The following is a 25,864-nucleotide window of genomic DNA, read 5'->3' as shown; positions in this document are numbered from 1 at the left end:
GAATTTTTTATTTTAAAAAGATATTTTTTACAAGTTCTAATTCATTACATTGCGCCTCTTTTTTAAAAAATTAACATGACAAAAAAAACAATAGGAAGGGTGGACAGAGTAGACTTCCCTAAACTAGAATTATACAATATAGATGTTAAGATAGACACTGGTGCTTATACATCTGCCATCCATTGTTCTGAAATTAAAGTAGAAGGAGAAACCTTAAGATGCACCTTTTACAGCAAAGGACACCCAAACTTTAACGGAAAAGAGGTGATTTTTGACACTTATTCTAAAACCGATGTTAAAAGTAGTAACGGATTTAGAGAAAACAGATACAAAGTAAAATCAGAAGTCATTTTTTTTGGAAAAAAGTACAAGATTAACTTAACTTTAAGCACTAGAGAGGACATGAAGTTTCCTGTTCTTATAGGTAGACAATTTTTAAAACAAAAATTCTTGGTAGATGTAGACCAAGAAAACATATCATACAATTTAAAGACATTATGAACATAGTTATTTTATCACGCAACGCGCATTTATATTCTACAAAAAGATTAGTTGAAGAAGGCGTAAAACGTGGACACAAGGTGGAGGTTATTGATCCTTTAAAGTGTGATATTATTATTGAACAAGAAAAGCCTACCATTTTTTATAAAGACAGATATCTAGATTATGTAGATGCAATCATACCAAGAATTGGTGCTTCTATTACCTTTTATGGTTGTGCAGTGGTAAGACAATTTGAAATGATGAACGTCTTTACCATTGTTACTAGTAACGCGATACAACGTTCTAGAGATAAACTACGAAGCTTACAACACTTAAGCAAAGCAGGAATTGGAATGCCTAAAACGGTTTTTACAAACTATTCTAGAGACGTAGAAGAAGTTATAGAACACGTTGGTGGCGTACCAGTAATTATAAAATTATTAGAAGGAACTCAAGGACTAGGTGTAGTTTTAGCAGAAACTAAAAACGCAGCCGAATCGGTACTAGAGGCTTTTAACGGACTAGAAGCAAGAGTAATTGTACAAGAATTTATTGGCGAAGCGAAAGGAGCAGATTTACGTGCTTTAATTGTAGATGGGCAAGTGGTTGGTGCAATGAAAAGACAAGGTAAAGATGGAGAATTCCGCTCTAACTTACACAGAGGAGGAAGCGCAGAAGTTATAAGGTTAAGCGAAGCAGAATTACGTTTAGCAATTAACGCTTCACAAGCTTTAAAACTCCCTGTTTGTGGTGTAGATATGCTACAATCTAGTAGAGGACCACTGATCCTAGAAGTAAATTCTACCCCTGGATTAGAAGGTATTGAAGGTGCTACTCAGAAAAATATTGCAAAAAATATTATTGCCTATATCGAAAGAAATAGAAACAAGAAATAGCATATCGCAAAACGAAAACAATGATATACAATAAGGAAGTAATAACTATTCTTGGGGAAAAGATAAAGCTAGGCGAAAGTAAGGAAGTTACTTTTGAGGTGGCCAAGTTACACACTTCTAACTCGGTAGAAGTCCCTGTATTTGTTGAACGCTCTAAAAAACCAGGACCTACGGTTTTACTTACTGCTGGAATTCATGGAGACGAAGTAAATGGAGTAGAAATTGTAAGACAAATCATTGCAAAAGGGATTAACAAACCAAAATCGGGAACCATTATTTGTATTCCTGTAATCAACGTTTTCGGATTTATAAATATCACAAGAGATTTCCCTGACGGAAGAGATCTTAACCGCGTATTCCCAGGAAGCCTAAAAGGCTCTTTAGCAAGTAGGGTTGCCCACAAACTTATCAAGGAGGTAATTCATGAGGTAGATTTTATAATGGATTTCCATACAGGGGGAGCTGGCCGATTTAATGCGCCACAAATTAGAATTATAAAAGGAAGCAAAAAACTAGATCAATTAGCTCAAAAGTTTGGAGCTCCTTTTGTTCTATACTCAAAAAACCTCAACAAATCTTTCAGAAGCACTTGCCATAAATTAGGGAAACCTATGTTGCTTTTTGAAGGAGGAAAGTCTTTTCATATAGATAATACGGTTACAAATCATGGTGTGAATGGTGTGAAGCGAGTGCTTCATAGTTTAGGAATGCTTTCTGCGAAGTTTAAGGTTTCAAAACCTAAAAAAGACTGTGTTTTTATTCATGAAAGCAAATGGATAAGAGCTAAGTATTCTGGTATGTTTAAAGCTACTGCTGCAATAAATAGCATTGTTCAAAAAGATGAAATCATAGGAAATATTACAGATCCATACGGAAAGTTTAACCACTTTGTAAAAGCAGATAATACCGGGTACATCATCAATGTAAACGAATTGCCAATTGTTTACCAAGGAGACGCATTGTTTCATATTTCAAAAGACAAGATATGACAAAAGCAGAGTTAAGAATAGCGTACCGATTAAAGCGAAAAAAACTATCTCCAAGCAAGGTAGATGATTATAGCTTGCAAATTGCCAATCAGTTATTGAACTTAGATATTTGGAGCCACTCTTTTTATCATGTATTCTTATCTATTGTACAACAAGAGGAAGTAAACACAGACTATATTCTAAATATTCTATCAGGAAAAGACAAAAATATTGTAATTTCTAAAAGCGATTTTAAAACAGGATTACTTCAAAACTTCCTACTTACAGATAACACTGTTATCAAAAAAAACAAATATAATATTCCCGAACCAGTGGACGGAATTCCTATTGCTGCAGAAAGTATCGAAGTGGTGTTTGTTCCGCTTTTAGCCTTTGATAACAAAGGAAATAGAGTTGGTTACGGAAAAGGTTTTTATGATAGATTTCTATCAGACTGCAAACCTGAAACCATTAAAATCGGCCTCTCTTTTTTTGAAGCAGAGCCTTTAATTTCAGACATCTACGAGAAGGATATTCCTTTGGATTATTGTGTGACTCCAATGAAAGCATACACTTTTTAATCTTTAGAAAAAGCTTTTTTATTAAACACTAAAAGCATGATAAACCCCGTGCTTATAGCCATATCTGCCACATTAAAAACAGGCTCAAAAAAAGTAAAATACTTACCTCCATATAGTGGCAACCACTCTGGTAAATAACCTTTCCAAATTGGAAAATATAGCATATCTACCACCCTACCGTGAAGCAAATTATCATAACCACCACCTTCTGGCAAAAAAGTAGCCACTTGATGGTAGCTATCATCAAACAAGACTCCGTAGAAAGTAGAATCAATTATATTTCCTAAAGCACCCGCAAAAACAAAGGTAATTGCAAGTATAAGTACCGTAGCGCTTTGCTTCTTCACCGCATCATATAACCAATACCCAATTCCGAAAATAGCAACAATTCTAAAAAGTGTCAGCGCTACCTTCCCTGTTCTTTCACTAATAAAAGAAGCGAAATCACTAAATTTTGTACCCCAAGCCATACCGTCATTCTCTATAAAATAAATTTTAAACCAGTCGAAAACCGCATAGCTTTCTCCTAGAATGAAATTTGTTTTGATATATATTTTACTAATTTGATCAATTAATAAAATGATAATAATAAGAAGGATAGATTTCTTTAAAGTCATGGCATAGTATCAACTAACAAAAATAGAAATATTATTGACTTTTAGTGAGTCTAATGTTTCCGTTTATAGTTTTTGTGCTAATAACATGTTCACCTGCCACTATTTTTTCTTTTTCGATTTTGCCATTTTTAGAGTGCGCAGTGATTTTAGCATAGTTTGTTTCTAGGTAAACATTTCCATCAATAGTGTTTATTTTGGCATTCCCACGAAAGGAATGAAAGTTACAATTTCCATTAAAGAGACTAACAACTGCTTTTTTATAAATGCCTTTTAAATCTACCGAAGCAATGTCTGATACAATAGAAAGCTCCTTATTTTCAGGAAAAACCAAAAATAGTTCTATCGAAATAACTTTATGGGCACTTAACTTATCGTTTGCATTTTTAAAACTAGGTTGCTTTTTTACGGCAATATAAAGCGTCTCATTTTTGATTTCTGTAACAAGAATATAGCCTGCATTATTTTCTCCTTCTACCCTAGATTGTATGCTAATTTCATCAACAGGTTTCGATTCTACTTCTATTTTAAACATAGAATTCCCATCAATTTGAATACTTGTTATATCTGCAGCAACAATTATTTTCTCCGAAACACTTTGTGCTTGTGAAATAAAAGTGAAGAATAAACTTAAAATAATATATAATTGCTTCATAATAGGAGCCCGCTTACGAAAAGCTAAAATGCGATAAAAAAGAAACGCCTCAATATAATTGAAGCGCTTCTAAAAGTTAAAATATTTTTATAATTCCTTATTACTAAGGAGTGAATTATTGCATGTTTTTAGCTTCGATGCTTAAAGTAGCATGAGGAACTAATTTTAAACGCTCTTTGTTTATCAGTTTACCTGTAACTCTACAAACCCCATAGGTTTTGTTTTCAATTCTAATTAAAGCATTTTTAAGATCACGAATAAACTTCTCTTGTCTAATTGCTAATTGTGAGTTCGCCTCCTTACTCATGGTTTCACTTCCTTCTTCAAAAGCCTTGAAGGTAGGTGACGTATCATCTGTACCATTATTATGGTCATTCATATACGCACTTTGTATGAGCTCTAAATCGTGCTGTGCTTTCTTAATTTTTTCTTGAATAAGTTCTTTAAATTCCGCTAGGTCTTTATCTGCGTATCTTACGTTAATGTCTGTCGCCATAATTCTAATTTTTAATAATAAATAATCTGGTATTTACAGCATCAAACGCTATTTCTATACCATTATTTAATTGTTCTACAATTTCTAACTTCTCGGTTAAGGTTTCGGTTTTAATATAATCCATATTAGACGCTATTGCCTTAACAATTTGGTCGTCTTTTTGAAGCTGAACATTAATCCTGTCGGTAACTTCAAATCCAGAGTCTTTACGTAAATTTTGAATGCGGTTCACGAGCTCACGTGCAATTCCTTCTTCGCGTAATTCTTCTGAAATTGTAACATCTAAAGCAACGGTTAAGTTTCCTTCATTTGCTACAAGCCAACCTTCAATATCTTGAGATGTAATCTCTACATCAGTGAGTTCTAATGTAAGACTTTTTTCGTTAATTTCAATATCTAAACTACCCCTTTGTTCGATTATTTTGATGTCTTCAGCGGTAAATTGCTGAATTTTCGCAGCAATGGCCTTCATATCCTTACCAAATCGAGGTCCTAGGGCTTTAAAATTAGGCTTTATTTGTTTTACTAAGATATCTGAAGCATCTTCTAAAAGCGTAATTTCTTTAATATTTACTTCGTGTTTTATTAAATCTGCAACCGCTAAAATCTCTTCCTTTTGTTCTACAGAATCTATAGGAATCATTATTTTTTGTAATGGCTGACGTACTTTGATTTTTTCTTTCGCTCGTAAGGACAAAACTAAAGAAGAAATAGTTTGCGCCGCTTCCATTTTGCGCTCTAAGCTCTTGTCTACAAACTTTTCGTCATAAACAGGGAAATTTGCTAAATGTACACTTTCAAACTGCTCCTTTTTGGTTACCGAATTTAAATCTTGATATAATCTATCCATAAAGAAAGGAGCAATTGGCGCACCTAACTTCGCGATAGCTACCATACAAGTATATAAGGTTTGGTAAGCTGAAATTTTATCGGTTTGATAGTCTCCTTTCCAGAAACGTCTTCTACTTAAACGCACATACCAGTTACTTAAGAACTCTTGCGTAAATTCTGAAATAGCTCTTGCTGCTTTTGTTGGTTCATAAGAAGCATAGAAGGCATCTACTTTCTGAATTAAAGTATGTAATTCGGAAAGAATCCAACGGTCAATTTCTGGTCTTTCACTTAATGGTACATCTGCTTCCGCGTAACTAAAATTATCTAAATTAGTATATAGTTGGAAGAAAGAATAGGTATTATAAAGGGTTCCGAAGAACTTACGTCTTACCTCCTCTATACCATCTACATCAAACTTTAAGTTATCCCACGGATTTGCATTTGAAATCATATACCAACGAGTGGCATCTGCTCCATAAGTTTCTAAAGTTTCAAAAGGATCTGTAGCGTTTCCTAAACGCTTAGACATTTTTTGTCCGTTCTTATCTAAAACCAGTCCATTAGAAACCACGTTTTTATAAGCTACTGAATCAAAAACCATAGTTCCTATAGCGTGAAGCGTATAGAACCAACCTCTTGTTTGATCTACCCCTTCTGCAATAAAATCTGCTGGGAAAGATTTATTCTCATCAATTAACTCTTTGTTTTCAAACGGGTAATGCCATTGTGCGTAAGGCATAGATCCAGAATCAAACCAAACATCTATCAAGTCGCTCTCACGCTTCATTGGTTTTCCTGAAGGTGAAACCAATATAATTTCGTCAACAATATTCTTATGTAAATCTATTTTAGCATAGTTTTCTTCAGAGTTGTTTCCAACTTCAAAATCTTCATAAATATCTTTTGCTAAAACACCTGCTGCAACAGCTTTTGCCATTTCAGCTTTTAATTCTTCTACAGAACCAATGCAAATTTCTTCGGTACCATCTTCGGTTCTCCAAATTGGTAATGGAATTCCCCAGTAACGTGAACGAGATAAGTTCCAATCGTTAGCATTTGCCAACCAGTTTCCAAAACGACCGGTTCCTGTAGCTTTTGGCTTCCAGTTGATCGTTTCGTTCAATTCGAACATTCTATCTTTAATATCGGTTACTTTAATAAACCAAGAATCTAATGGATAGTATAAGATTGGTTTATCGGTACGCCAACAGTTTGGATAACTGTGTTTATATTTTTCAACCTTAAAGGCTTTGTTTTCTTCTTTTAATTTAATGGCAAGCTCCACATCTATAGATCTTTCTGGTGCTTCGCCATCATTATAATATTCGTTTTTAACATACTTACCGGCAAACTCACCCATTTCCGGACGAAAACGACCTTGTAAATCTACTAGTGGCACAAGGTTTCCGTTTTCATCTTTCACTAACATTGGTGGAATTTCCGGACTTGCTTGTTTTGCAACCAAGGCATCATCGGCTCCAAAAGTTGGTGCGGTATGCACAATACCTGTACCGTCTTCGGTAGTTACGAAGTCTCCCGAAATTACTCTAAAGGCATTTTCTGGATTGTCGTTAGGTAATGCGTAAGGTAAAAGTTGTTCGTAAGTAATTCCGACTAAATCTTTTCCTTTAAACTCTTTAACAACGAAGTATGGAATCTTTTTATCGCCAGATGTATACGCTAATAATTCTGGTTTTGTTTCCACACGCTTGAACTTTCCGTCAAACTGATTGTTTACTAAAGGCTTCGCAACAACCACATTGATTGGCTCAAAAGTATATTGGTTATAAGTTTCAACTAACACATAATCAATCTTTGGCCCTACCGTTAATGCGGTATTACTTGGAAGTGTCCAAGGAGTTGTCGTCCAAGCAAGGAAGTAAATGGTTCCTTCGTTTTGTAAAAAGTCTGGAAGCGAATCTTCGTTTGCTTTAAATTGCGCAACAACCGTTGTATCGGTAACATCTTGATAGGTTCCTGGCTGGTTTAACTCGTGCGAGCTAAGTCCAGTACCTGCCTTTGGTGAATATGGTTGGATGGTATACCCTTTATATAATAAGCTTTTATTATAAATTTGCTTAAGCAACCACCAAACAGACTCCATGTATTTAGGTTCGTAAGTAATATATGGATCATCCATATTTACCCAGTAGCCCATTTTGTTGGTAAGGTCATTCCAAATATCGGTATAACGCATAACTGCTTTTCTACAAGCTGCATTATAATCTTCTACAGAAATGGTTTTACCAATGTCTTCTTTAGTAATTCCTAATTCCTTTTCTACACCAAGTTCAACTGGCAAACCATGCGTATCCCAACCAGCTTTACGCTTTACTTGATACCCCTTCATGGTTTTATAGCGCGGAAAAATATCTTTTATAGCACGTGCAAGTACGTGATGTACTCCTGGAAGACCGTTTGCTGAAGGTGGTCCTTCAAAAAACACAAATGGTTCTGCTCCTTCACGAGTGGTTACACTTTTTTCGAAGATGTTGTTTTCTTCCCAATAGTTTAAGATTTCTTCTGCTACTTTTGGTAAGTTAAGTCCTTTGTATTCAGGAAATGTCGTGCTCATTTTGTCTTTTACTTTTAAGAGTTGCGAAATTAAGGATTTTTAAGAAATTAGGCCTTGCATTATAGCTTTTTAAACTATAAAATTTACTAAATCCTCGATTTTAGAAATCAATTGAATTTTGATAGCGGTATTTTTAAGGGCTATTTTATTGTATTTAGAAACAAAAATGGTTGAAAAACCTAGCTTTTCTGCTTCTAAAATACGCTGCTCTACGCGTTGTACCGGACGAATTTCTCCAGACAAACCTACTTCTGCTGCAAAGCAATAATCCTTAGGGAGTGCTTCGTCTTCATTAGAGGACAAAATAGCTGCAACCACAGCCAAATCAATTGCTGGATCATCTACCGAAATACCCCCGGTAATATTTAAGAAAACATCTTTTGCCCCCAAACGAAAGCCTGCACGTTTTTCTAAAACAGCCAAAAGCATATTTAGTCTTTTTGCGTTAAAACCAGTGGCACTTCGTTGTGGGGTTCCATAAACTGCAGTACTTACCAATGCCTGCACTTCAATCATTAAAGGTCGAAGTCCTTCTAGGGTTGAAGCCACCGCATTTCCAGATAGTTCCTCGTCTTTTTTGGAGATTAAGATTTCACTCGGATTAGAAACTTCTTTTAAACCGGAGCCTTGCATTTCATAAATACCAATCTCACTTGTAGATCCGAATCGGTTTTTATTGGCTCTTAAAATTCTAAAAATATGATTTCTGTCGCCTTCAAACTGCAAAACAGTATCTACCATATGCTCTAGAATTTTTGGCCCTGCAATATTTCCGTCTTTGGTGATATGCCCGATTAAAATTACCGGAGTCGCTGTTTCTTTTGCAAATTTAATTAGCTCTGTAGTACATTCTTTTATTTGTGAAATGCTTCCGGAAGAAGATTCAATATAATCACTATGCAAAGTTTGAATAGAATCTATAACCACAATATCTGGCTCTAGTGCTTCTATTTGCTTAAATATATTTTGTGTCTTGGTTTCGGTTAAAACATAACAAGTTTCGTTATTCGCATGAATACGCTCCGCTCGCATTTTTATTTGTTTCTGACTTTCTTCACCAGAAACATATAAGGTTTTATACGGAAGTTTTAATGCAATTTGAAGCAGTAAGGTACTTTTTCCTATTCCAGGTTCTCCTCCTAAAAGAATTAAAGATCCAGGTACAATTCCGCCCCCAAGAACCCTATTAAATTCCTGGTCTTGGGTATTTAATCTTGCGTCTTCCGAAGAGTCAATTGCATTGATAGTTAACGGTTTGGAAACTCGTGTTTTTACCGAGCTTGGTGTTTTCCAGTCACTTTTTTCTGGTTTCTGAATCACCTCCTCTACAATAGTATTCCACTCCTTACAGGCAGTACATTGCCCTTGCCATTTAGCAAATTGTGTACCGCAATTTTGACAAAAAAAAGTTGTTTTTACTTTAGCCATGCTTACTTCCTACAAAATAGGAATCTCTTAATTTTACACTTGTTATTAAACCTAAATTAGGTTTCTAAAATTTCACAAAACTAATTAATAACCGAAATCTAATTTAATTTCCTCTGCTTTTTCTAACATCATATCTTTTGTTAACCCAGCAATTTCTTCAAAAGCATAGGCTGCATGATAGGCTTTCATGGCCTTTTTAGGCGCATTGGTTTCTTCATAAAAACGGGCTAAATAATAGTTTCCTAGCAGCGTTTCTGGGTATTGCTTACGTGCTACTTTCGATAAGTCTTCATAATATGCAAATTGTTCCGTTTTGTTTATTGCTGCTGCAATTGCATTGAAATCATTAACTAGTATTTGTTTTTTAATTCCGAATAAATCTTCAATAGATTGGTATTTATCTAATAGATAAGTCACCGGAGATCCTTCTAACTTCAAGATGGTTTCTCTATATTCTTTTCTGCTTATAGGCTGAAAAACTAAAAAGATACTTTCTAATGCTTTAGGCACAACATGCGCCGGTAAAGCATAATGCGAAGGTTCTTCGAAAGTTTTAAAATTATAAAGAACGTTTTTATTTTCAATAGCAGCGATACTCGCATCTAAAGCTTGGGTTCTTTCTTTTATAGATTTTACATCATTATTAGAAGTTGCTAAATAATAAAACAATTTGCTATTAAATTTCTGAAGTCTTTCCGGAATATAATTTAGCATGTCTGGAGCTAAATCCGGACTAATACTTATGTATGCCTGAAATAATGGTGCCGGCTTTAGCATAAAATAGTTAATATAATTTGCCGTTTCACCATGCCCTACAGCTACTTTAAAATCTTCAATTCGGTAGTGTTTTTCTATGTATGGAATCAACTCCATCCCTACAAATTCAAAGAAATTTGCACCTTCTTCTATTGGAAGTGAGTTTTGCTGCGAATATCTGGTATCGTCTCTACGCTTGTTATACTGATTAACTCCTACAACTATCGCTTCTGGCATATCTTCCCAATAAGACAAATAATCTACATTCCCTGCAACCAACTTAAACATGTAATCGGCATCAAAAACCACAATTAAAGGATAGTTTTTATCAGTATTAAACTCATAACCTCTAGGTAGCTGAATTTGGATTTCACGAGTATCATTCAGTTTTTTAGATTCGAAAGTTTCAAATTGTGCTTGCGCATATAGGAAAGGAGTAGTAAAAAGAAATAAAAAAGCGTAGATTAATAACTTCATCTTTAAAAATTTAGGATTTGAAAAGAGGCAAGTTAAGAAATTATTTATTTCTGTTGTAGATTGGTAAGAATAATAAAGAAAGTCCGCCAAGAACAATAAGCATAAGGGTTTGTGAGGTCCACATGATCCATCCAAACGCAATACTTGGCTCTTTAGCTATACTGAAAATGGAAAAAGCAGCAAAAACAGCAACTGGATAAGAACCAATTCCGCCATTGGTAGCTGCAACACTAAAACTTGCCGATATAAACCCTACTAAAATAGCTCCTAAGCCTATTCCATGAAGTTCTTCTACCGAAAATGTAGTAACATAAAACATGAGCAAATACATAACCCAAATGAAGATGGTATGAAAAATAAACGCCCATTTCTTCTGCATCTTAAAAATACTCAAAGTGCCTTCTAGTAAACCAGTAACAAATGTTTTAATTTTTATAGCTATAGCTGATTTGCTCTTTTTAATATATAAGGTGAAGATTACAAACAGGATTACTAATAAAACAACGCCGACTATAATCAAGTTCGGATTGAATGTATCGGACAAAAAACCATAAATAAAATCAAACTGAAGGAATAGCGTGATAGAAATAATGGAGAATATCATTATCAAATCGGCTATACGCTCTGCTACAATAGTTCCTATTGCTTTTTCAAAAGGAACCCCCTCGTAATTGGTCAAAATAGATGCTCTAGCAACCTCACCCGCTCTAGGAATCGTATAGTTTATAAGATACGTTACAAACACCGCCATAATACTATTTGGTAGTTTTACCTTAAAACCTAAAGGCTCTAATTGAAATAACCATCTATAGGCTCTAGAAAGGTGACTTAGAAGTCCAAAGAACAAACCTAGAGCAATCCAACCGTAATTGGCACTCTTAAAATAACTTAGAAGATCACTAAAAGAAAGCTTGGATAGCGAATAGCCTATTAAAAAAACTCCCAATAAAATTGGGAGTGTGATTTTTAATATTTTCTTTAGCGATCTATGCATCCTTATTTTAAAAGATTAGTAGCCTCATCAGGGAAAACCAAGGAAGGCTTAAAGGTTTTAGCTTCTTCTATATCCATAAAACCATAAGTAATTAAGATAAGCACATCACCTGGAGAAACTAATCTTGCTGCTGCTCCGTTTAATGTTATTTCCCCAGAATTTCTAGGTCCAGGAATAGCGTATGTTTCCAAACGAGCACCATTGTTATTATTAACAATTTGTACTTTTTCACCTTGAATAATATTAGCTGCATCCATTAAATCTTCGTCAATAGTAATACTACCAATATAATTTAGGTCTGCACCTGTTACTTTTACTCTGTGAATTTTAGATTTTACTACTTGTATTTGCATAAGACAAAGATAATTAATTTAGCGCGATATTATCAATTAATCTGATGTCATCAGCATAAACTGCAATAAACGCTCTGTATTTTTTTTGTTTAGATTTTCTTTTTACGGTTTTTAGGGTTTCTGCATCTGCAATAATGAAATATTCTAATTCTAATAAATCATGCTTTGCAAATTCACTATGAACCCATTCTGTAACTGTATTAGCACTTTTTGTGCCAAACTGCTCTTTAGCAGACTCTAAGGTTTTGTAAATAAAAGGAGCTGCTTCTTTATAAGCTGGTTTCAACCTAGTGTTTCTTGAGCTCATAGCTAGACCGCTTACCTCTCTATGAATGGCACAAGGAATAATTCTTACAGGTATACGATGTTTTTCAACTAGCTTTTTAATAATGGCTAATTGCTGAAAGTCTTTTTCACCAAAATAAGCATGATCTGGAGTTACAATTTCAAAAAGTCGTTTTACAATAGTTCCTACTCCGTCAAAATGTCCTGGTCTAAATTTTCCTTCCATTTCATTTTCTAATCCATCAAAACTAAACTGCTCAGCAGCAACATTATTTTGATAAATATCTTCTACAGTTGGGGCATAAATCAAGATATCTGGAGAAAGTGTTCGTAAAAGTGCCGCATCATTCTCTAGAGTTCTTGGGTATTTTTCTAAATCTTCGGCGTTATCAAACTGCGTAGGATTAACAAAGATACTCACAACAGCAACGTCATTATTTGCAAGAGCTTCGGATACCAAAGAGAGGTGTCCAGGGTGCAAAGCTCCCATAGTTGGCACAAATCCAACGCTTTGTTTATCTAGCTTTAATTGCTCAATAAACTTTTTTATTTGTTTTAATTCTGTAAATATCTTCACCTTTAACATTAAATTAGCGAGTGCAAACTTAATATTTTACCAACAAACTGCATAAAATTTTGTATTTTTGCTTGATTTTTATTTTGATTATCAAAAACTGCAAGTACATTAAATGAGCTTATTGCTTTGAAAGCGCATTGCGAATTACATAAAACTTTAAAAAAAACTTTATGAAAGATAAGAGGATATTATACGTATCATCTGAAGTAGTACCTTATTTACCAGAAACAGAAATTTCATCTATGTCATTTGAAACACCTAGAATGGTAAACCAACAAGGTGGGCAAATTAGAATATTTATGCCTAGATATGGTAATATTAATGAGAGAAGACATCAACTACACGAAGTAATTAGACTTTCTGGTATTAACTTAGTGATTAACGACTTAGATATGCCACTAATTATTAAAGTAGCATCTATACCAAAAGAGCGAATTCAAGTATACTTTATTGACAACGACGAATACTTTAAGCGTAAAGCTACATTGACAGATGAGGATGGAAAATTATTTTCAGATAATGATGAGCGCGCTATTTTCTTTGCTAAAGGAGTAATAGAAACTGTTAAAAAACTAAACTGGGCACCAGATATTATTCATGTGCATGGCTGGTTGGCATCTTTATTGCCATTATATCTTAGAGAGTACTATAAAGACGAACCTTTATTTAATGATAGTAAAATAGTTACTTCTATTTACAATCAAAACTTTGAAGGAACGTTAAACAAAGATATGTCTAACAAGGTGAAATTCGATAACATTAATGGCGAAGCTATTAAAACGCTAGAAAAACCAACTTTCACAAACTTAATGAAGGTTGCTATAGATTATTCTGACGCTTTAATTGTTGGTTCGGAAGAATTGCCAGAAGACATAACTAAACATTTAGAAGATTCTAAAAAACCAGTACTTGCTTACAAAAGAAAAGATGAATTTAGTGAAGCTTACACTAACTTCTACAACACAGAAGTATTAAAATAGCATCAAAAATTACTTATGAAGAAAACATTTAAAGCCCTTAAAATAACAAGCACCTTGTTATTTATAACCATTGCTTTTATTGGCTGTGATAAGGATTTCACAAATATTGATAGCGACATAAAAGGATCGGAAAATTTTAATACGCCATCTATAAGATTTCCAGTTTTAACGTATAACCAAAAACTGAACCCGGTACAAACAAACAATCTTTCCTCTAACTTATTAGGGGTTTATAAAGATCCTATATACGGATTCACCACAGCAAATGTGGTAACACAGGTTTTACCAAACGGATATAACCCAGACTTCGGAACGAATGCAGCTATAGACTCTGTAATGCTTATCATTCCTTATCACTCTAAAAAAGAATTCGACGCTTCAGGGGAAAGCGAATATAAAATAGACTCCTTATTTGGAGATGTACCAATTAAATTAGAGGTTTTTAAAAACAACTATTTCTTAAGAGACCTAAATCCGGAAAACATTGAAGAGTTTCAAAAATACTACTCCAACGGAAACGGAATTACTTTTGACGAAAGCACCTTATTATTTAAAGACGAGCAATTTATTGCAAGCGACGACGAAATAGATACAGATCTTTCTGAAGAAGGAGAAGAACTTATTGCTCCTAGCTTATATTTAAATACTACAGATATTGCTTTCTGGGAAGACCTTTTAAAAGTAGGCGACACATTAACACATCCAGAATTAAGCAACTCTAATAACTTCAAAGATTATTTTAGAGGACTGTACTTTAAAACCTCCCTTATTGATGGAGCCGATTTTGGAAATATGACACTGTTAGATTTTAGCAAAGCCAAAATTCAAGTAAAATATACTACAGACGGTACCGAAATAGACGACGAAGGAAACCCTATAAGAGTGCCTAAAGTGTTTAACTTGAATTTCATCGGAAACCGTTTCAATATTTTTAAAAACGACCAAACAAATACAGTTATTGCAGATGCAGATGCTTCCGCAAATACTACCGATGGAGATGAAAAACTATATTTAAAAGGTGGCGAAGGATCTATGGCTATCATAGATTTATTCAAAGGAAATATTACCGTTAACGGAGTAGAACAAGATGCTTACGAATACTTCAAAAGCAAAAAAGACAAATGGCTAATCAACGAAGCTAATATTGTTTTTCATGTAGATCAAACTGCCGGTTTAAACAAAGACTTTCAGCCAGAAAGAGTAATTCTTTACGACCTGAAAAACGATGCTGCGCTAGTAGATTATTATATGGATGTAGCAGATGTAAATAACCCAAGATCATCAAAAAGTTTTCACTCAACCGTTTTAGAAAGAGATAGTGATGGTAATGGAGTGAAATACAAAGTGAGAATGACAGAACACTTAAACAATATCTTACTGAAAGACTCTACAAACTTAAAACTAGGTCTTATGGTAACAACCAATATTAATGAGTTATTTAATTATAGTATTTTAGATAGCGAAGAAAAAATAACATCCGGTAGCGTAATGTCTCCTAAAGGAACGGTTTTACACGGTGGAAACATAAATGTTGCTGAAAATAAAAGAATTCAATTAGAAGTTTTTTATTCTTGTATCAAAGAAGATGGAGATTGTACAGAATAAAAAACATTAAAAACAATATAAAATTATGTGCGGCATAGTAGGTTACATAGGTCACAGAGAGGCCTACCCAATTGTTCTTGAGGGTCTAAAAAGATTAGAATACAGAGGTTATGATAGTGCTGGAATAGCCCTATATGACGGTAAAAATATTAATGTATCTAAAACCAAAGGAAAGGTTGCAGATTTACAAAAACGTTTAGAAAGCGAAATGTCTACCGCTGGTAATGTGGGTATCGGACATACACGCTGGGCTACTCATGGTGTACCAAATGATGTAAACTCACATCCACATTACTCTAATTCTGGAGACCTAGTAATCATACATAATGGAATTATAGAGAACTATGCCTCTATCAAAACAGAATTAACCAATAGAGGTTATACTTTCAAATCAGACACAGATACAGAAGTTCTAATCAACCTGATTGAAGACATAAAAATTAAAGAAAAGGTAAAACTTGGCAAAGCAGTACAAATTGCTCTAAATCAAGTCGTAGGAGCTTACGCAATAGCTGTTATGGACAAAAACAAACCAGACGAGATCGTAATTGCTCGTTTAGGGAGTCCTTTAGCAGTTGGTGTTGGAGAAAATGAATATTTTATTGCCAGTGACGCATCACCTTTTATTGAATATACCAAACAAGCTATCTATTTAGAAGATGAAGAGATGGCTGTTATCCGAATCAAAAAAGGAATCAAAATAAGAAAAATTAAAGATGACTCTTTAGTGGCTCCATATGTACAAGAATTGCAATTAAGTCTAGAGCAAATTGAAAAAGGAGGCTATGAACACTTTATGCTAAAGGAGATTCATGAGCAACCAGAAGCAATTCGTGACACTTATAGAGGAAGACTTTTAGCTAACGAAGGTATTATCAGAATGGCTGGTATTGATGATAATATTGAAAAATTCACCCAAGCAGACAAAATTACCATTGTAGCCTGTGGTACTTCATGGCACGCTGGTTTAGTAGCGGAATATATATTTGAAGATTTAGCTCGAATTCCTGTGGAAGTAGAATATGCTTCAGAATTTAGATACAGAAATCCTGTTATCACCAATAAAGATGTTGTAATTGCTATTTCACAATCTGGAGAAACAGCAGATACTTTAGCTGCAATTAAACTTGCTAAGCAAAACGGTGCCTTTGTATTTGGTGTTTGTAACGTAGTAGGTTCTTCTATTGCTAGAGAAACACATGCAGGTGCTTATACACATGCCGGACCTGAAATTGGTGTTGCTTCCACAAAAGCATTTACTACACAGATTACGGTATTAACGCTTATAGCGCTAAAATTGGCAAAAGTGAAAGGAAATATGTCTAACTCCGATTTCCACCACCACTTACAAGAATTAGAATTAATCCCTGAAAAGATAGAAAAAGCATTAAAAGCTGACGCACACATACAAATAGTTGCCAAACAATATAAAGATGCTAAAAACTCTTTATATTTAGGTAGAGGATATAACTTCCCTGTAGCTTTAGAAGGCGCTTTAAAATTAAAAGAAATTTCCTATATACACGCTGAAGGATATCCTGCTGCTGAAATGAAACACGGACCAATTGCTTTAATTGATGAGCAAATGCCTGTTTATGTGATAGCTGTAAATAATCCGCACTACGGAAAAGTGGTAAGCAATATCGAAGAAATTAAATCTAGATCTGGAAAAATTATTGGTATTGTTACAGAAGGAGATGAAGAAGTAAAAGAATTAGCAGATCACGTAATCGAAGTTCCTAATACTTTAGAATCTCTAACACCATTGTTAACTACCATTCCTTTACAACTACTTTCTTATCATATAGCAGTAATGCTAGATAGAAACGTAGACCAACCTAGAAACTTGGCAAAATCTGTAACGGTAGAGTAACAGATAAAAATACGATTTACACTTTTAGTGTAAACAAATATAAAATACGCGCATATTAGTGAAATCTTATGATGAAACTTAATAGGCGCGTTTTATTTTTACCACAAATTTTCTTAAAGTTTTCATAAATTTATTTATATTGGCTTAAATAACTAAACCAAAACTAAAAAATGAGAACAATTCTTTCGATTTTATTGATGTTTTGCTGCGGAATAACTTTTGCACAAACAACAATAACAGGAACAGTAGTGGATAACAACAACATTCCTATTCCTAGTGCAAACGTAATTGTTATAGGTACATCATCTGGTACCGTAACAGATTTTGATGGTAATTTCAACTTAACAGTAAATCAAAACCCACCTTTTACAATTCAAGCAAGTAGTATTGGTTTTGAATCTACAACACAAGAGGTTACCGCTAATAACCAAAATATAAACTTTGTTTTAAATGAAGGAACAGCTTTAGACGAGGTTGTAGTTTCGGCTTCTAGAACGCCTGAACGAATTAGAGAATCCCCTGTAACTGTAGAGCGTTTAGATGCTAAGGGTATTAAAACTTCTAGCTCGGCTACGTTTTTTGATTCTCTAGAAAACTTAAAAGGTGTAGATATGAATACCAACAGCTTAACCTTTAAGTCAGTGAATACCAGAGGTTTTGCTGGTTTTGCAAACACAAGATTTATGCAATTAGTGGATGGAATGGACAACTCCTCTCCTGCACTTAACTTCGCTTTAGGAAACTTATTAGGGATGTCAGAATTAGACGTGAATACGGTTGAGCTGCTTCCAGGAGCTTCTTCTGCATTATATGGTGCTAACGCATTTAACGGTATCATGTTCATGACAAGTAAAAACCCTTTCGACCATACAGGAGTAAGTACTTATGTAAAAACAGGTTTAACTTCTAGTGATAACGCTGGAGATAATCAGTTTTATGATATCGGTGTGAGAGTTGCTAACAAATTTAGTGATGCTTTTGCTGCAAAAGCTTCTGTGTCTTACTTAAAAGGTACGGAGTGGTATGCTACAGATTATACAGATTATAACAATAGAGGATGGACTCGTGAAAACCCAGGTTACGACGGTTTAAATGTATATGGTGATGAGGTAGCTACAACTTTAGACATGGATAATATTGCTTCTACAAACGCATTTCCTATTCCACTTGCCTCTAACTATGGTAAGCACTATATCTCAAGAACAGGTTATAACGAAAGTGATTTAATAGATTACGAAGCAGAAAGCTTAAAAGCAGATTTTGCTTTACACTTCAAGCCATGGAAAAATGATTTTGAAATCGTATTAAACTCTAAGGTAGGTCGCGGAAACACTATCTACCAAGGAGCAAATAGATATAGCATTAAAGATTTCTTTATGCAACAACACAAACTAGAACTTAGAAATGACAACTTCTTTGTAAGAGGATATGTTACAGCAGAAAAAGCAGGTAACTCCTTCGATTCTAGATTTGCTGGTATTAACATTAATAGATTTTGGAAACCAGACCAAAAATGGTTTGAAGATTATGCAGCAGGTTTCCTAGGTGCAACTGCTGGTCAAGGAATATTTGATCCTAACGAAGCGCAATTAGCACAAGCTCATGCAACAGCTAGAGCTAATGCCGATTCTGGTAGACTTATTCCTGGAACACCACAATTCGAAAGAGCTTTTGATATCGTAACAGCTGATCCGGATTTAGCAACAGGAGCAAAGTTTCAAGATGCTTCTAAAATATACCATGCAGATGCTAACTATAATTTCGCACATCTAGTAGATTTCGTAGATATTATGGCGGGTGGTTCTTTTAGACAATATTCTTTAAATTCATTTGGAACAATTTATACAGATAACGACGGACCTATTAACTACAATGAATACGGTGCCTATGTACAACTTCAGAAAAAATTATTAGAAGAAAGATTAAAATTCACAGGTTCTTTACGTTATGACAAATCAGAATTCTTTGACGGTTTCGTATCACCAAGAATTTCATTCGTATATGCAGCAGATGAATTAAAAAATCACAACATACGTGGTTCATTCCAATCTGGATTTAGAAACCCAACTACGCAAGATTTATTTATTGGTTTACAAGCCGGACGTGCTATCTTAGTTGGTTCAGCTCCTGCAAACTTAGATCGTTATACAGGAACAAGCTCACAACTTAGTACTACTGGGCAAGCAATCACGGGTAGCGCAACCGTACCATTAAATGGTGGAGATGCGTATAGCAACGCTTTTGATTTAACTTCGGTAAACAACGGAGCGCCTGTAGCTGCTAATGTAGCCTTAGTAAAACCAGAGCATGTAAGTGCTTTTGAATTAGGTTACCGTGGGAGAGTGAGTAAATTTAATATCGACTTAAGTGCTTACTATAATAAATATAAAGATTTCATATCAACAAGAACTGTTTTAACGCCTCTATATGGAGAAGTTGGAGACAACTCCTACTCCCTACTTGCTTTACAAAACGGAGATTTCCAACCTTACCAAACATACACAAACTCTAAAGCAGATATCAACTCTTACGGTGCTTCCATTGGTGTAGATACAAAAGTACTTAACGGTTTTGATTTTGGTCTAAACTATACCTATGCACAGTTTGATTTTGACGAAGCTACAGATCCAGATTTTGAGCCTGGTTTCAATACACCAGAACATAAAGTTAAAGCTTCTTTTGGTAAAACGGAATTATTCCAAAACTTCGGATTTAATGTTAACTGGAGATGGAATGACAAGTACTTATGGCAATCTACTTTCCATAACGGATATATTCCTGCTAGAAACCTTATAGATGCGCAAATCAACTATACAATTCCAAAATGGAAATCAACTTTCAAAGTTGGTGGATCAAATATTTTAGGTCATGATTATGTAAGTGCGCCAGGTTCTGGAGCTGTAGGTGCTCAGTATTTTATTTCATGGACAATTAATCAATAAAAAAAAGAAGTTATGAGAACAAATTATATATGGTTACTAGCATTTTCGGTAATCTCATTTACTGCCTGTGAAAGTGATGACACTAGACTAGCAGATCCAATATTTGAGGAAACTACAGCAGTAGAATACACTAGTGGAAACGCAGATTTTTCAAGCTTTGTTGCTGTTGGAAACTCGCTTACTGCGGGATATTCAGACGGAGCATTATTTGCTAAAGGGCAAAATGTATCTTTCCCAAACATACTTGCAAATCAATTTGCAGTTGTAGGTGGTGGTAATTTTACACAACCATTAATGAATGATGATATAGGAGGTTTTGTTTTAGGAGGAAACCCAATTTTACACCCAATTACGGGAGCTAATTTATTTCCACCGAGGTTAATTTTTGATACTGCGGCGCAAGTGCCAGTTACATACCCTGCTCCATCAACAACCGAATTAATGACAACAATACCTGGTCCGTATAACAATATGGGAGTTCCAGGTGCAAAAGTAGGACATTTACTGGCACCTGGTTTTGGGAATATGACGAACTTCCCAAATGCAAACCCTTACTTTATACGTATGGCTTCACAACCTAATGCAACCGTTTTAGAAGATGCTTTAGCAATGAACCCTACTTTCTTCTCTTTATGGATTGGAAATAACGACGTATTAGGTTATGCTGCTTCTGGGGGAGACGGCTCTAACCCAATAACAGACACAGCTACCTTTACAGGAGCATACAATATGGTTGTATCTGCTTTAGTTTCAGCTTCTCCTAACGGAATTGTAGCAAATATTCCTAATGTAACAGATACACCACACTTTACCGTGGTACCTCATAATCCAATTCCTTTAGACGCTCCAACTGCTGGTGCTGTTAATGCTGCTTATGCTGCATATAACGCTGGTGTACAAAGTTTAGTAGGTGTTCCACCTGTAAACTTAACGCAAGAAGAAGCAGATAGCAGAATGATTAATTTTGCTGAAGGAAGCAATAATGCTGTAGTAATTATGGATGAAGACTTGTCTGACTTAACTATTTACAACCCTGCTTTAATAGGTATGAGACAAGCTACAAGCGAAGATTTAATAGTATTAACTGCATCTAGTTTTATAGGAACTCTAGCAGACCCAGGAAATCCTATGTCTGTTAATGGTGTTGCGATACCTCTAGGTGATAAGTGGGTATTAACCCCATCAGAGCAAGAAGAAATTGCTACAGCTACTCAAGCATTTAACCAAGTTATTGCAGATGCAGCAGCAGCAAACAATCTTCCTTTATTTGATGCAAATGCTTTCTTAAGCCAAGCAGCAACTACAGGAATTACTTCTGGATCTGTTACAGTAACAAGCGACTTTGTAACAGGAGGGGCTTTCTCTTTAGATGGAGTACACTTATCCCCAAGAGGATATGCTATTGTTGCAAACAAAATGATAGAGTTAATAAACACTACATATAACGCAAATGTTCCTAAAGTAAACCCTGCAAATTACACAGGAGTATATATTAACTAAACCGGAATAAAACATACTAAAAAACACCTTCAAATAGAAGGTGTTTTTTTATGGATTAAAAAGCTGTAATTTTTCATTAATTTTTTAAATTAAAACCACTATATTTGCAGCGCGAAAAAACCTTGTTCTAAACAAAATAGAATAATGTAATGTTTTCGCAATTAATTTATACCAAACATTAAATATAAAAGTAATGTCAAAAGTTACAGGTAAAGTTGCACAAATAGTAGGTCCAGTTATCGACGTTGAATTCGACGCTGGCGCTGAACTTCCAAGGATTTATGATTCGTTAGAAATTAAAAAACCAGACGGTTCTATTCTAGTATTAGAGGTACAATCTCACATTGGTGAGAACACAGTACGTACTATTGCTATGGATTCTTCAGATGGTTTAAGTAGAGGAACAGAAGTGAATGCTACTGGAGCTCCTATACAAATGCCAATTGGTGATGACGTATATGGTCGTTTATTTAATGTAATTGGAGATGCTATTGATGGTCTTGGAGATTTACCTAAAGCAGGGAATGCTGGGTTACCAATTCACAGAGAAGCACCAAAATTTGAAGATTTATCAACTTCTACAGAAGTTTTATTCACAGGTATTAAAGTAATTGACCTTATCGAGCCGTATGCAAAAGGTGGTAAGATTGGTTTATTTGGTGGTGCCGGTGTAGGTAAAACGGTATTAATCCAAGAGTTGATTAACAATATTGCTAAAGGACACGGTGGACTTTCTGTATTCGCAGGAGTAGGAGAAAGAACTCGTGAAGGAAACGATTTACTTCGTGAGATGTTAGAGTCAGGAATTATCAAGTATGGTGATGACTTTATGCATTCTATGGAAGAAGGTGGATGGGATCTACAAAAAGTAGATAAATCTGCTATGAAAGATTCTAAAGCTACATTCGTATTCGGACAAATGAACGAACCACCTGGAGCACGTGCGCGTGTTGCATTATCTGGTTTAACAATTGCTGAGTACTTTAGAGATGGTGCTGGTGAAGGACAAGGGAAAGACGTATTATTCTTCGTTGATAATATCTTCCGTTTTACACAAGCAGGATCTGAGGTATCTGCATTATTAGGTCGTATGCCTTCTGCGGTAGGTTACCAACCTACATTAGCAACAGAGATGGGTGCGATGCAAGAGCGTATTACTTCAACCAAAAGAGGTTCTATTACATCTGTACAAGCGGTATACGTACCAGCGGATGATTTAACAGATCCAGCTCCAGCTACAACATTCGCTCACTTAGATGCTACAACAGTATTATCTCGTAAAATTGCTGAGTTAGGTATTTACCCAGCGGTAGATCCTTTAGATTCTACTTCTAGAATTCTTACAGCAGATATTTTAGGGGAAGAGCACTATGCTTGTGCACAAAGAGTAAAAGAGTTATTACAACGATACAAAGAATTACAAGATATTATCGCTATTTTAGGTATGGAAGAATTATCTGAAGAAGATAAAATGGCTGTAGGTAGAGCAAGACGTGTACAACGTTTCTTATCACAACCTTTCCACGTAGCTGAACAATTTACAGGAATCCCAGGGGTATTAGTAGATATCAAAGAAACTATCAAAGGATTTAACATGATTATGGACGGTGAATTAGATCACTTACCAGAAGCAGCGTTTAACCTTAAAGGTTCTATCGAAGAAGCTATCGAAGCCGGAGAGAAAATGTTAGCGGAAGCCTAAACCAGTAAGCAGTAAATAGTATCCAAGTAGCGCAACACTACTAAATACTAATTACTAAATACTAAATACTAAAAAACTATGTACTTAGAAATTGTATCACCAGAAGCAACCTTATTTAGCAGTGAAGTGGATTCTGTTGTAGTTCCTGGAGTTAACGGTGATTTTGAAATGTTAAATAATCACGCTCCTATCGTTTCATTATTGAAAGAAGGAACAATAAAAATTCACACGCATACGCAAAGTCATTTAGTCTTTGATGAACTACATGGTGAGGTACAACCACATAACGATGACGATAAAATCTTACTTTTAAAAATAAAGTCGGGTACTATCGAAATGAAAGACAACAAAGTGATTGTATTAGCTGACTAATTACAAACATAAATGATATAAAAAAACGCTTCAGAAATTCTGAAGCGTTTTTTTTTGTAATAGTTTTTAGCTTTTAATCACACCTTTTTAATCACATTGGTTACTATTCCCCAAATAACAAAATCATTAGCATCTGTGATTTTGATAACAGGATAATCTGGGTTTTCCGGTTGTAACCAAACTCCTGTTGCATCTACTTTCAATCGCTTTACAGTAAACTCGCCATCTAAAAAACAAACAGCTATTTTATTATTTGCAGGCTCTAAACTTCTATCTATAACCAATAAATCACTATCCTCTAGTCCTGCTCCTATCATAGATTGTCCACTAACTTTCGCAAAGAAAGTAGCTTCTTTATTTTTTATTAACTCCCTGTCTAAACTGATGCGGTTTTCTTTAAAATCTTCTGCAGGAGAAGGAAATCCGCAAGAAATTCCGGTATCAAAAAAAGTAGCACCAGAATCTTCTAAAATCTCTGGTGTAAAAAACGTAAGGGCATTAGATTGGTGTAATAACATTGGAAACTTATTTTAACATGTATATTTTTCCGAAGCTTCGAAAAAACATCTTTATTTCAATTATAAAATTAATTCTAATTTATGAGATTATCGCTGCTACTTAAATTTATTTTACATGAATAATATCCTTTATATTAGTAGTATATCTTGGCGACAAACGTTCTTGCTTCATTTTCCAGGTCCGTTTTAAATCTTGACTTCCTAGTTTGATTTTATAATCGCCATATTTCATATTCACTGCATCTATAGCCTCCATTAAATAACGATGTTTAGGGTTTTCCTGTTCAAACAAATGTAGCTGATAATTATCTGTAGGTACTAATCCAGAAACAATAACTCCTGCTTTCTTATATTTAATTCCCTTTTTAAAAATAGAAGACACTGCCTGTACTGCGGCTTTACTTATAATTAAAGAGGAATTACTAGGACAAGATAAACTCACCATAATACTGCTTCTATGCTGCTCTAAATCGCTTTTATGCCTATCACTACTTAGCTGCACAATAACCACATGACAGCTAGAGCCTTGTTTACGTAGTTTTTCTGCACATATAGCTGCAAACGTCGAAATACGTTCTTTGATGTTTTCTATATCAGAAAAAGTATGTTCAAAGCTTCTCGTAGTAGCAATTACTTTTTTAGTTACTTGTTCTTCTAACTTCAAGGTAGGAACTCCCTCTAAATCACGTTTTAAACGGGCTTCGGTAACCGAGAAATTCTTTTTAACCCATGCGTCTGACAACTGTGTAAAGTCGTAAGCCGTCTTACATCCTTTTGCTTCTAAGCGTTTGCTTAATGCACGGCCAATTCCCCAAATATCTTTTATCTTCGTCCACTTTAAGGCTTTAATTCGCTTTTCTTCAGTATCTATTACATAGGCGCCATTGGTTTCCGCAGGATATTTTCTAGCTATCTTATTAGCTACCTTGCTTAAAGCTTTGGTCGGTGCTATACCTACAGAAGTAGGAATTCCTGTCCATTTCAAAACACGTTTCCTAATTTGTATGCCGTAACTATGTAAATCATAGTTTTCAAAACCTTTAAATGCTAAAAAGGATTCATCTATACTATACACCTCAACATCTGGAGTAAATTGTTTTAGGATTTCCATAACCCGCGAACTCATATCCCCATACAAAGGATAATTGGAAGAATGCACCTGTATATCATGGTTTTTACAAAAAGCTTCCCATTGAAAAATAGGGGCTCCCATGGGTAAACCCAAAGCCTTGGCCTCGTCGCTACGTGCGATAACACAACCATCGTTATTAGAAAGTATAGCGATTGGTTTTCCTTGTAAATTAGGGTTAAAAACACGTTCGCAAGAAGCATAGAAATTATTACAATCTACTAGTGCAAACATAGACTGCAAAGATAAAGGAAAAGAGATTTCTATTTCT

22 protein-coding genes are annotated in these 25,864 nt (G+C 34.8%); 11 read left to right on the top strand and 11 right to left on the bottom strand.

Features of this window, described 5'->3' with window-relative positions:
• Positions 1 to 75 precede the first annotated feature (75 nt).
• Genes DU428_RS03695 through DU428_RS03680 form a run of 4 tightly spaced genes read left to right on the top strand, consistent with a single transcriptional unit; the run spans position 76 to position 2,928 of the window.
• Complete coding sequence (locus DU428_RS03695) at positions 76 to 501, top strand: ATP-dependent zinc protease family protein (protein ID WP_113965821.1); 426 nt, start codon at positions 76 to 78, stop codon at positions 499 to 501.
• The gene (gene rimK, locus DU428_RS03690; protein ID WP_072347503.1) at positions 498 to 1,379 is read left to right on the top strand and encodes a 30S ribosomal protein S6--L-glutamate ligase; all 882 of its coding nucleotides are present in this window, start codon (positions 498 to 500) and stop codon (positions 1,377 to 1,379) included. The genes DU428_RS03695 and rimK overlap by 4 nt, the downstream gene beginning before the upstream one ends.
• Before the next feature lie 20 nt (positions 1,380 to 1,399).
• Positions 1,400 to 2,368: a succinylglutamate desuccinylase/aspartoacylase family protein gene (locus DU428_RS03685; RefSeq protein ID WP_072347505.1), complete on the top strand. Its 969-nt coding sequence runs from the start codon at positions 1,400 to 1,402 to the stop codon at positions 2,366 to 2,368.
• A complete protein-coding gene (locus DU428_RS03680) occupies positions 2,365 to 2,928 on the top strand; it encodes a 5-formyltetrahydrofolate cyclo-ligase (RefSeq protein WP_072347507.1) in 564 nt (187 codons plus the stop codon). Before DU428_RS03685 ends, DU428_RS03680 begins: the two co-directional genes overlap by 4 nt.
• Here the strand turns inward: DU428_RS03680 and DU428_RS03675 are convergent.
• From DU428_RS03675 to panC, 9 genes are all read right to left on the bottom strand, one after another.
• Positions 2,925 to 3,545, bottom strand: coding sequence for a lipoprotein signal peptidase (locus DU428_RS03675; RefSeq protein WP_072347508.1), 621 nt, complete (start codon positions 3,543 to 3,545; stop codon positions 2,925 to 2,927). The genes DU428_RS03680 and DU428_RS03675 overlap by 4 nt on opposite strands.
• Positions 3,546 to 3,576: 31 nt before the next feature.
• Positions 3,577 to 4,197: a DUF4097 family beta strand repeat-containing protein gene (locus tag DU428_RS03670; protein ID WP_083584952.1), complete on the bottom strand. Its 621-nt coding sequence runs from the start codon at positions 4,195 to 4,197 to the stop codon at positions 3,577 to 3,579.
• Positions 4,198 to 4,312: 115 nt separating this feature from the next.
• Positions 4,313 to 4,693, bottom strand: a complete 381-nt coding sequence (locus DU428_RS03665; protein WP_072347510.1) for a TraR/DksA family transcriptional regulator — start codon at positions 4,691 to 4,693, stop codon at positions 4,313 to 4,315.
• A gap of 4 nt (positions 4,694 to 4,697) precedes the next feature.
• Positions 4,698 to 8,102 (bottom strand): isoleucine--tRNA ligase, encoded by a 3,405-nt coding sequence (ileS, locus tag DU428_RS03660; RefSeq protein ID WP_113965820.1) that lies wholly within the window; start codon positions 8,100 to 8,102, stop codon positions 4,698 to 4,700.
• A 69-nt stretch (positions 8,103 to 8,171) separates the two neighbouring features.
• Entirely contained in the window at positions 8,172 to 9,530 is a 1,359-nt protein-coding gene (gene radA / locus DU428_RS03655; RefSeq protein WP_072347514.1) for a DNA repair protein RadA, read from the bottom strand.
• 84 nt (positions 9,531 to 9,614) lie between these two features.
• Positions 9,615 to 10,763, bottom strand: coding sequence for an alpha/beta hydrolase (locus tag DU428_RS03650; RefSeq protein WP_072347517.1), 1,149 nt, complete (start codon positions 10,761 to 10,763; stop codon positions 9,615 to 9,617).
• Between the two features lie 40 nt (positions 10,764 to 10,803).
• A complete protein-coding gene (locus DU428_RS03645; RefSeq protein WP_072347519.1) occupies positions 10,804 to 11,757 on the bottom strand; it encodes a lysylphosphatidylglycerol synthase transmembrane domain-containing protein in 954 nt (317 codons plus the stop codon).
• 2 nt (positions 11,758 to 11,759) lie between these two features.
• Positions 11,760 to 12,110: an aspartate 1-decarboxylase gene (gene panD, locus DU428_RS03640; protein WP_072347521.1), complete on the bottom strand. Its 351-nt coding sequence runs from the start codon at positions 12,108 to 12,110 to the stop codon at positions 11,760 to 11,762.
• A 13-nt stretch (positions 12,111 to 12,123) separates the two neighbouring features.
• Complete coding sequence (panC, locus tag DU428_RS03635) at positions 12,124 to 12,972, bottom strand: pantoate--beta-alanine ligase (protein ID WP_072348842.1); 849 nt, start codon at positions 12,970 to 12,972, stop codon at positions 12,124 to 12,126.
• Positions 12,973 to 13,142: 170 nt separating this feature from the next.
• On the opposite strand from panC, the gene DU428_RS03630 reads away from it, so the two are divergent.
• The 7 genes from DU428_RS03630 (at position 13,143) to DU428_RS03600 (ending at position 23,946) form a co-directional block, all read left to right on the top strand.
• Positions 13,143 to 13,952, top strand: coding sequence for a glycogen/starch synthase (locus DU428_RS03630; protein ID WP_072347523.1), 810 nt, complete (start codon positions 13,143 to 13,145; stop codon positions 13,950 to 13,952).
• 15 nt (positions 13,953 to 13,967) lie between these two features.
• Positions 13,968 to 15,557: a DUF4270 domain-containing protein gene (locus DU428_RS03625; RefSeq protein ID WP_113965818.1), complete on the top strand. Its 1,590-nt coding sequence runs from the start codon at positions 13,968 to 13,970 to the stop codon at positions 15,555 to 15,557.
• 25 nt (positions 15,558 to 15,582) lie between these two features.
• Positions 15,583 to 17,430 (top strand): glutamine--fructose-6-phosphate transaminase (isomerizing), encoded by a 1,848-nt coding sequence (gene glmS / locus DU428_RS03620; protein WP_072347527.1) that lies wholly within the window; start codon positions 15,583 to 15,585, stop codon positions 17,428 to 17,430.
• Positions 17,431 to 17,600: 170 nt separating this feature from the next.
• Positions 17,601 to 20,372, top strand: a complete 2,772-nt coding sequence (locus DU428_RS03615) for a TonB-dependent receptor (protein ID WP_113965817.1) — start codon at positions 17,601 to 17,603, stop codon at positions 20,370 to 20,372.
• A 12-nt stretch (positions 20,373 to 20,384) separates the two neighbouring features.
• Positions 20,385 to 21,872 carry an SGNH/GDSL hydrolase family protein gene (locus DU428_RS03610; RefSeq protein WP_113965816.1) on the top strand — a complete coding sequence of 496 codons (1,488 nt, stop codon included), beginning with the start codon at positions 20,385 to 20,387 and terminating at the stop codon, positions 21,870 to 21,872.
• Positions 21,873 to 22,065: 193 nt separating this feature from the next.
• Positions 22,066 to 23,574: a F0F1 ATP synthase subunit beta gene (gene atpD / locus DU428_RS03605; protein ID WP_072347533.1), complete on the top strand. Its 1,509-nt coding sequence runs from the start codon at positions 22,066 to 22,068 to the stop codon at positions 23,572 to 23,574.
• 78 nt (positions 23,575 to 23,652) lie between these two features.
• Positions 23,653 to 23,946 (top strand): F0F1 ATP synthase subunit epsilon, encoded by a 294-nt coding sequence (locus DU428_RS03600; protein ID WP_072347535.1) that lies wholly within the window; start codon positions 23,653 to 23,655, stop codon positions 23,944 to 23,946.
• A gap of 77 nt (positions 23,947 to 24,023) precedes the next feature.
• Here the strand turns inward: DU428_RS03600 and DU428_RS03595 are convergent, their stop codons facing one another.
• Positions 24,024 to 24,464 carry a LexA family protein gene (locus DU428_RS03595; RefSeq protein WP_072347537.1) on the bottom strand — a complete coding sequence of 147 codons (441 nt, stop codon included), beginning with the start codon at positions 24,462 to 24,464 and terminating at the stop codon, positions 24,024 to 24,026.
• Between the two features lie 106 nt (positions 24,465 to 24,570).
• Positions 24,571 to 25,827: a Y-family DNA polymerase gene (locus tag DU428_RS03590; protein ID WP_113965815.1), complete on the bottom strand. Its 1,257-nt coding sequence runs from the start codon at positions 25,825 to 25,827 to the stop codon at positions 24,571 to 24,573.
• Positions 25,828 to 25,864: the final 37 nt, after the last annotated feature.

Source organism: Oceanihabitans sediminis (genome assembly GCF_003337215.1).
GTDB classification, from domain to species: domain Bacteria; phylum Bacteroidota; class Bacteroidia; order Flavobacteriales; family Flavobacteriaceae; genus Oceanihabitans; species Oceanihabitans sediminis.
Note: the sequence above shows the minus strand (reverse complement) of the source record. Positions and strands in the feature narration are given on the sequence as shown.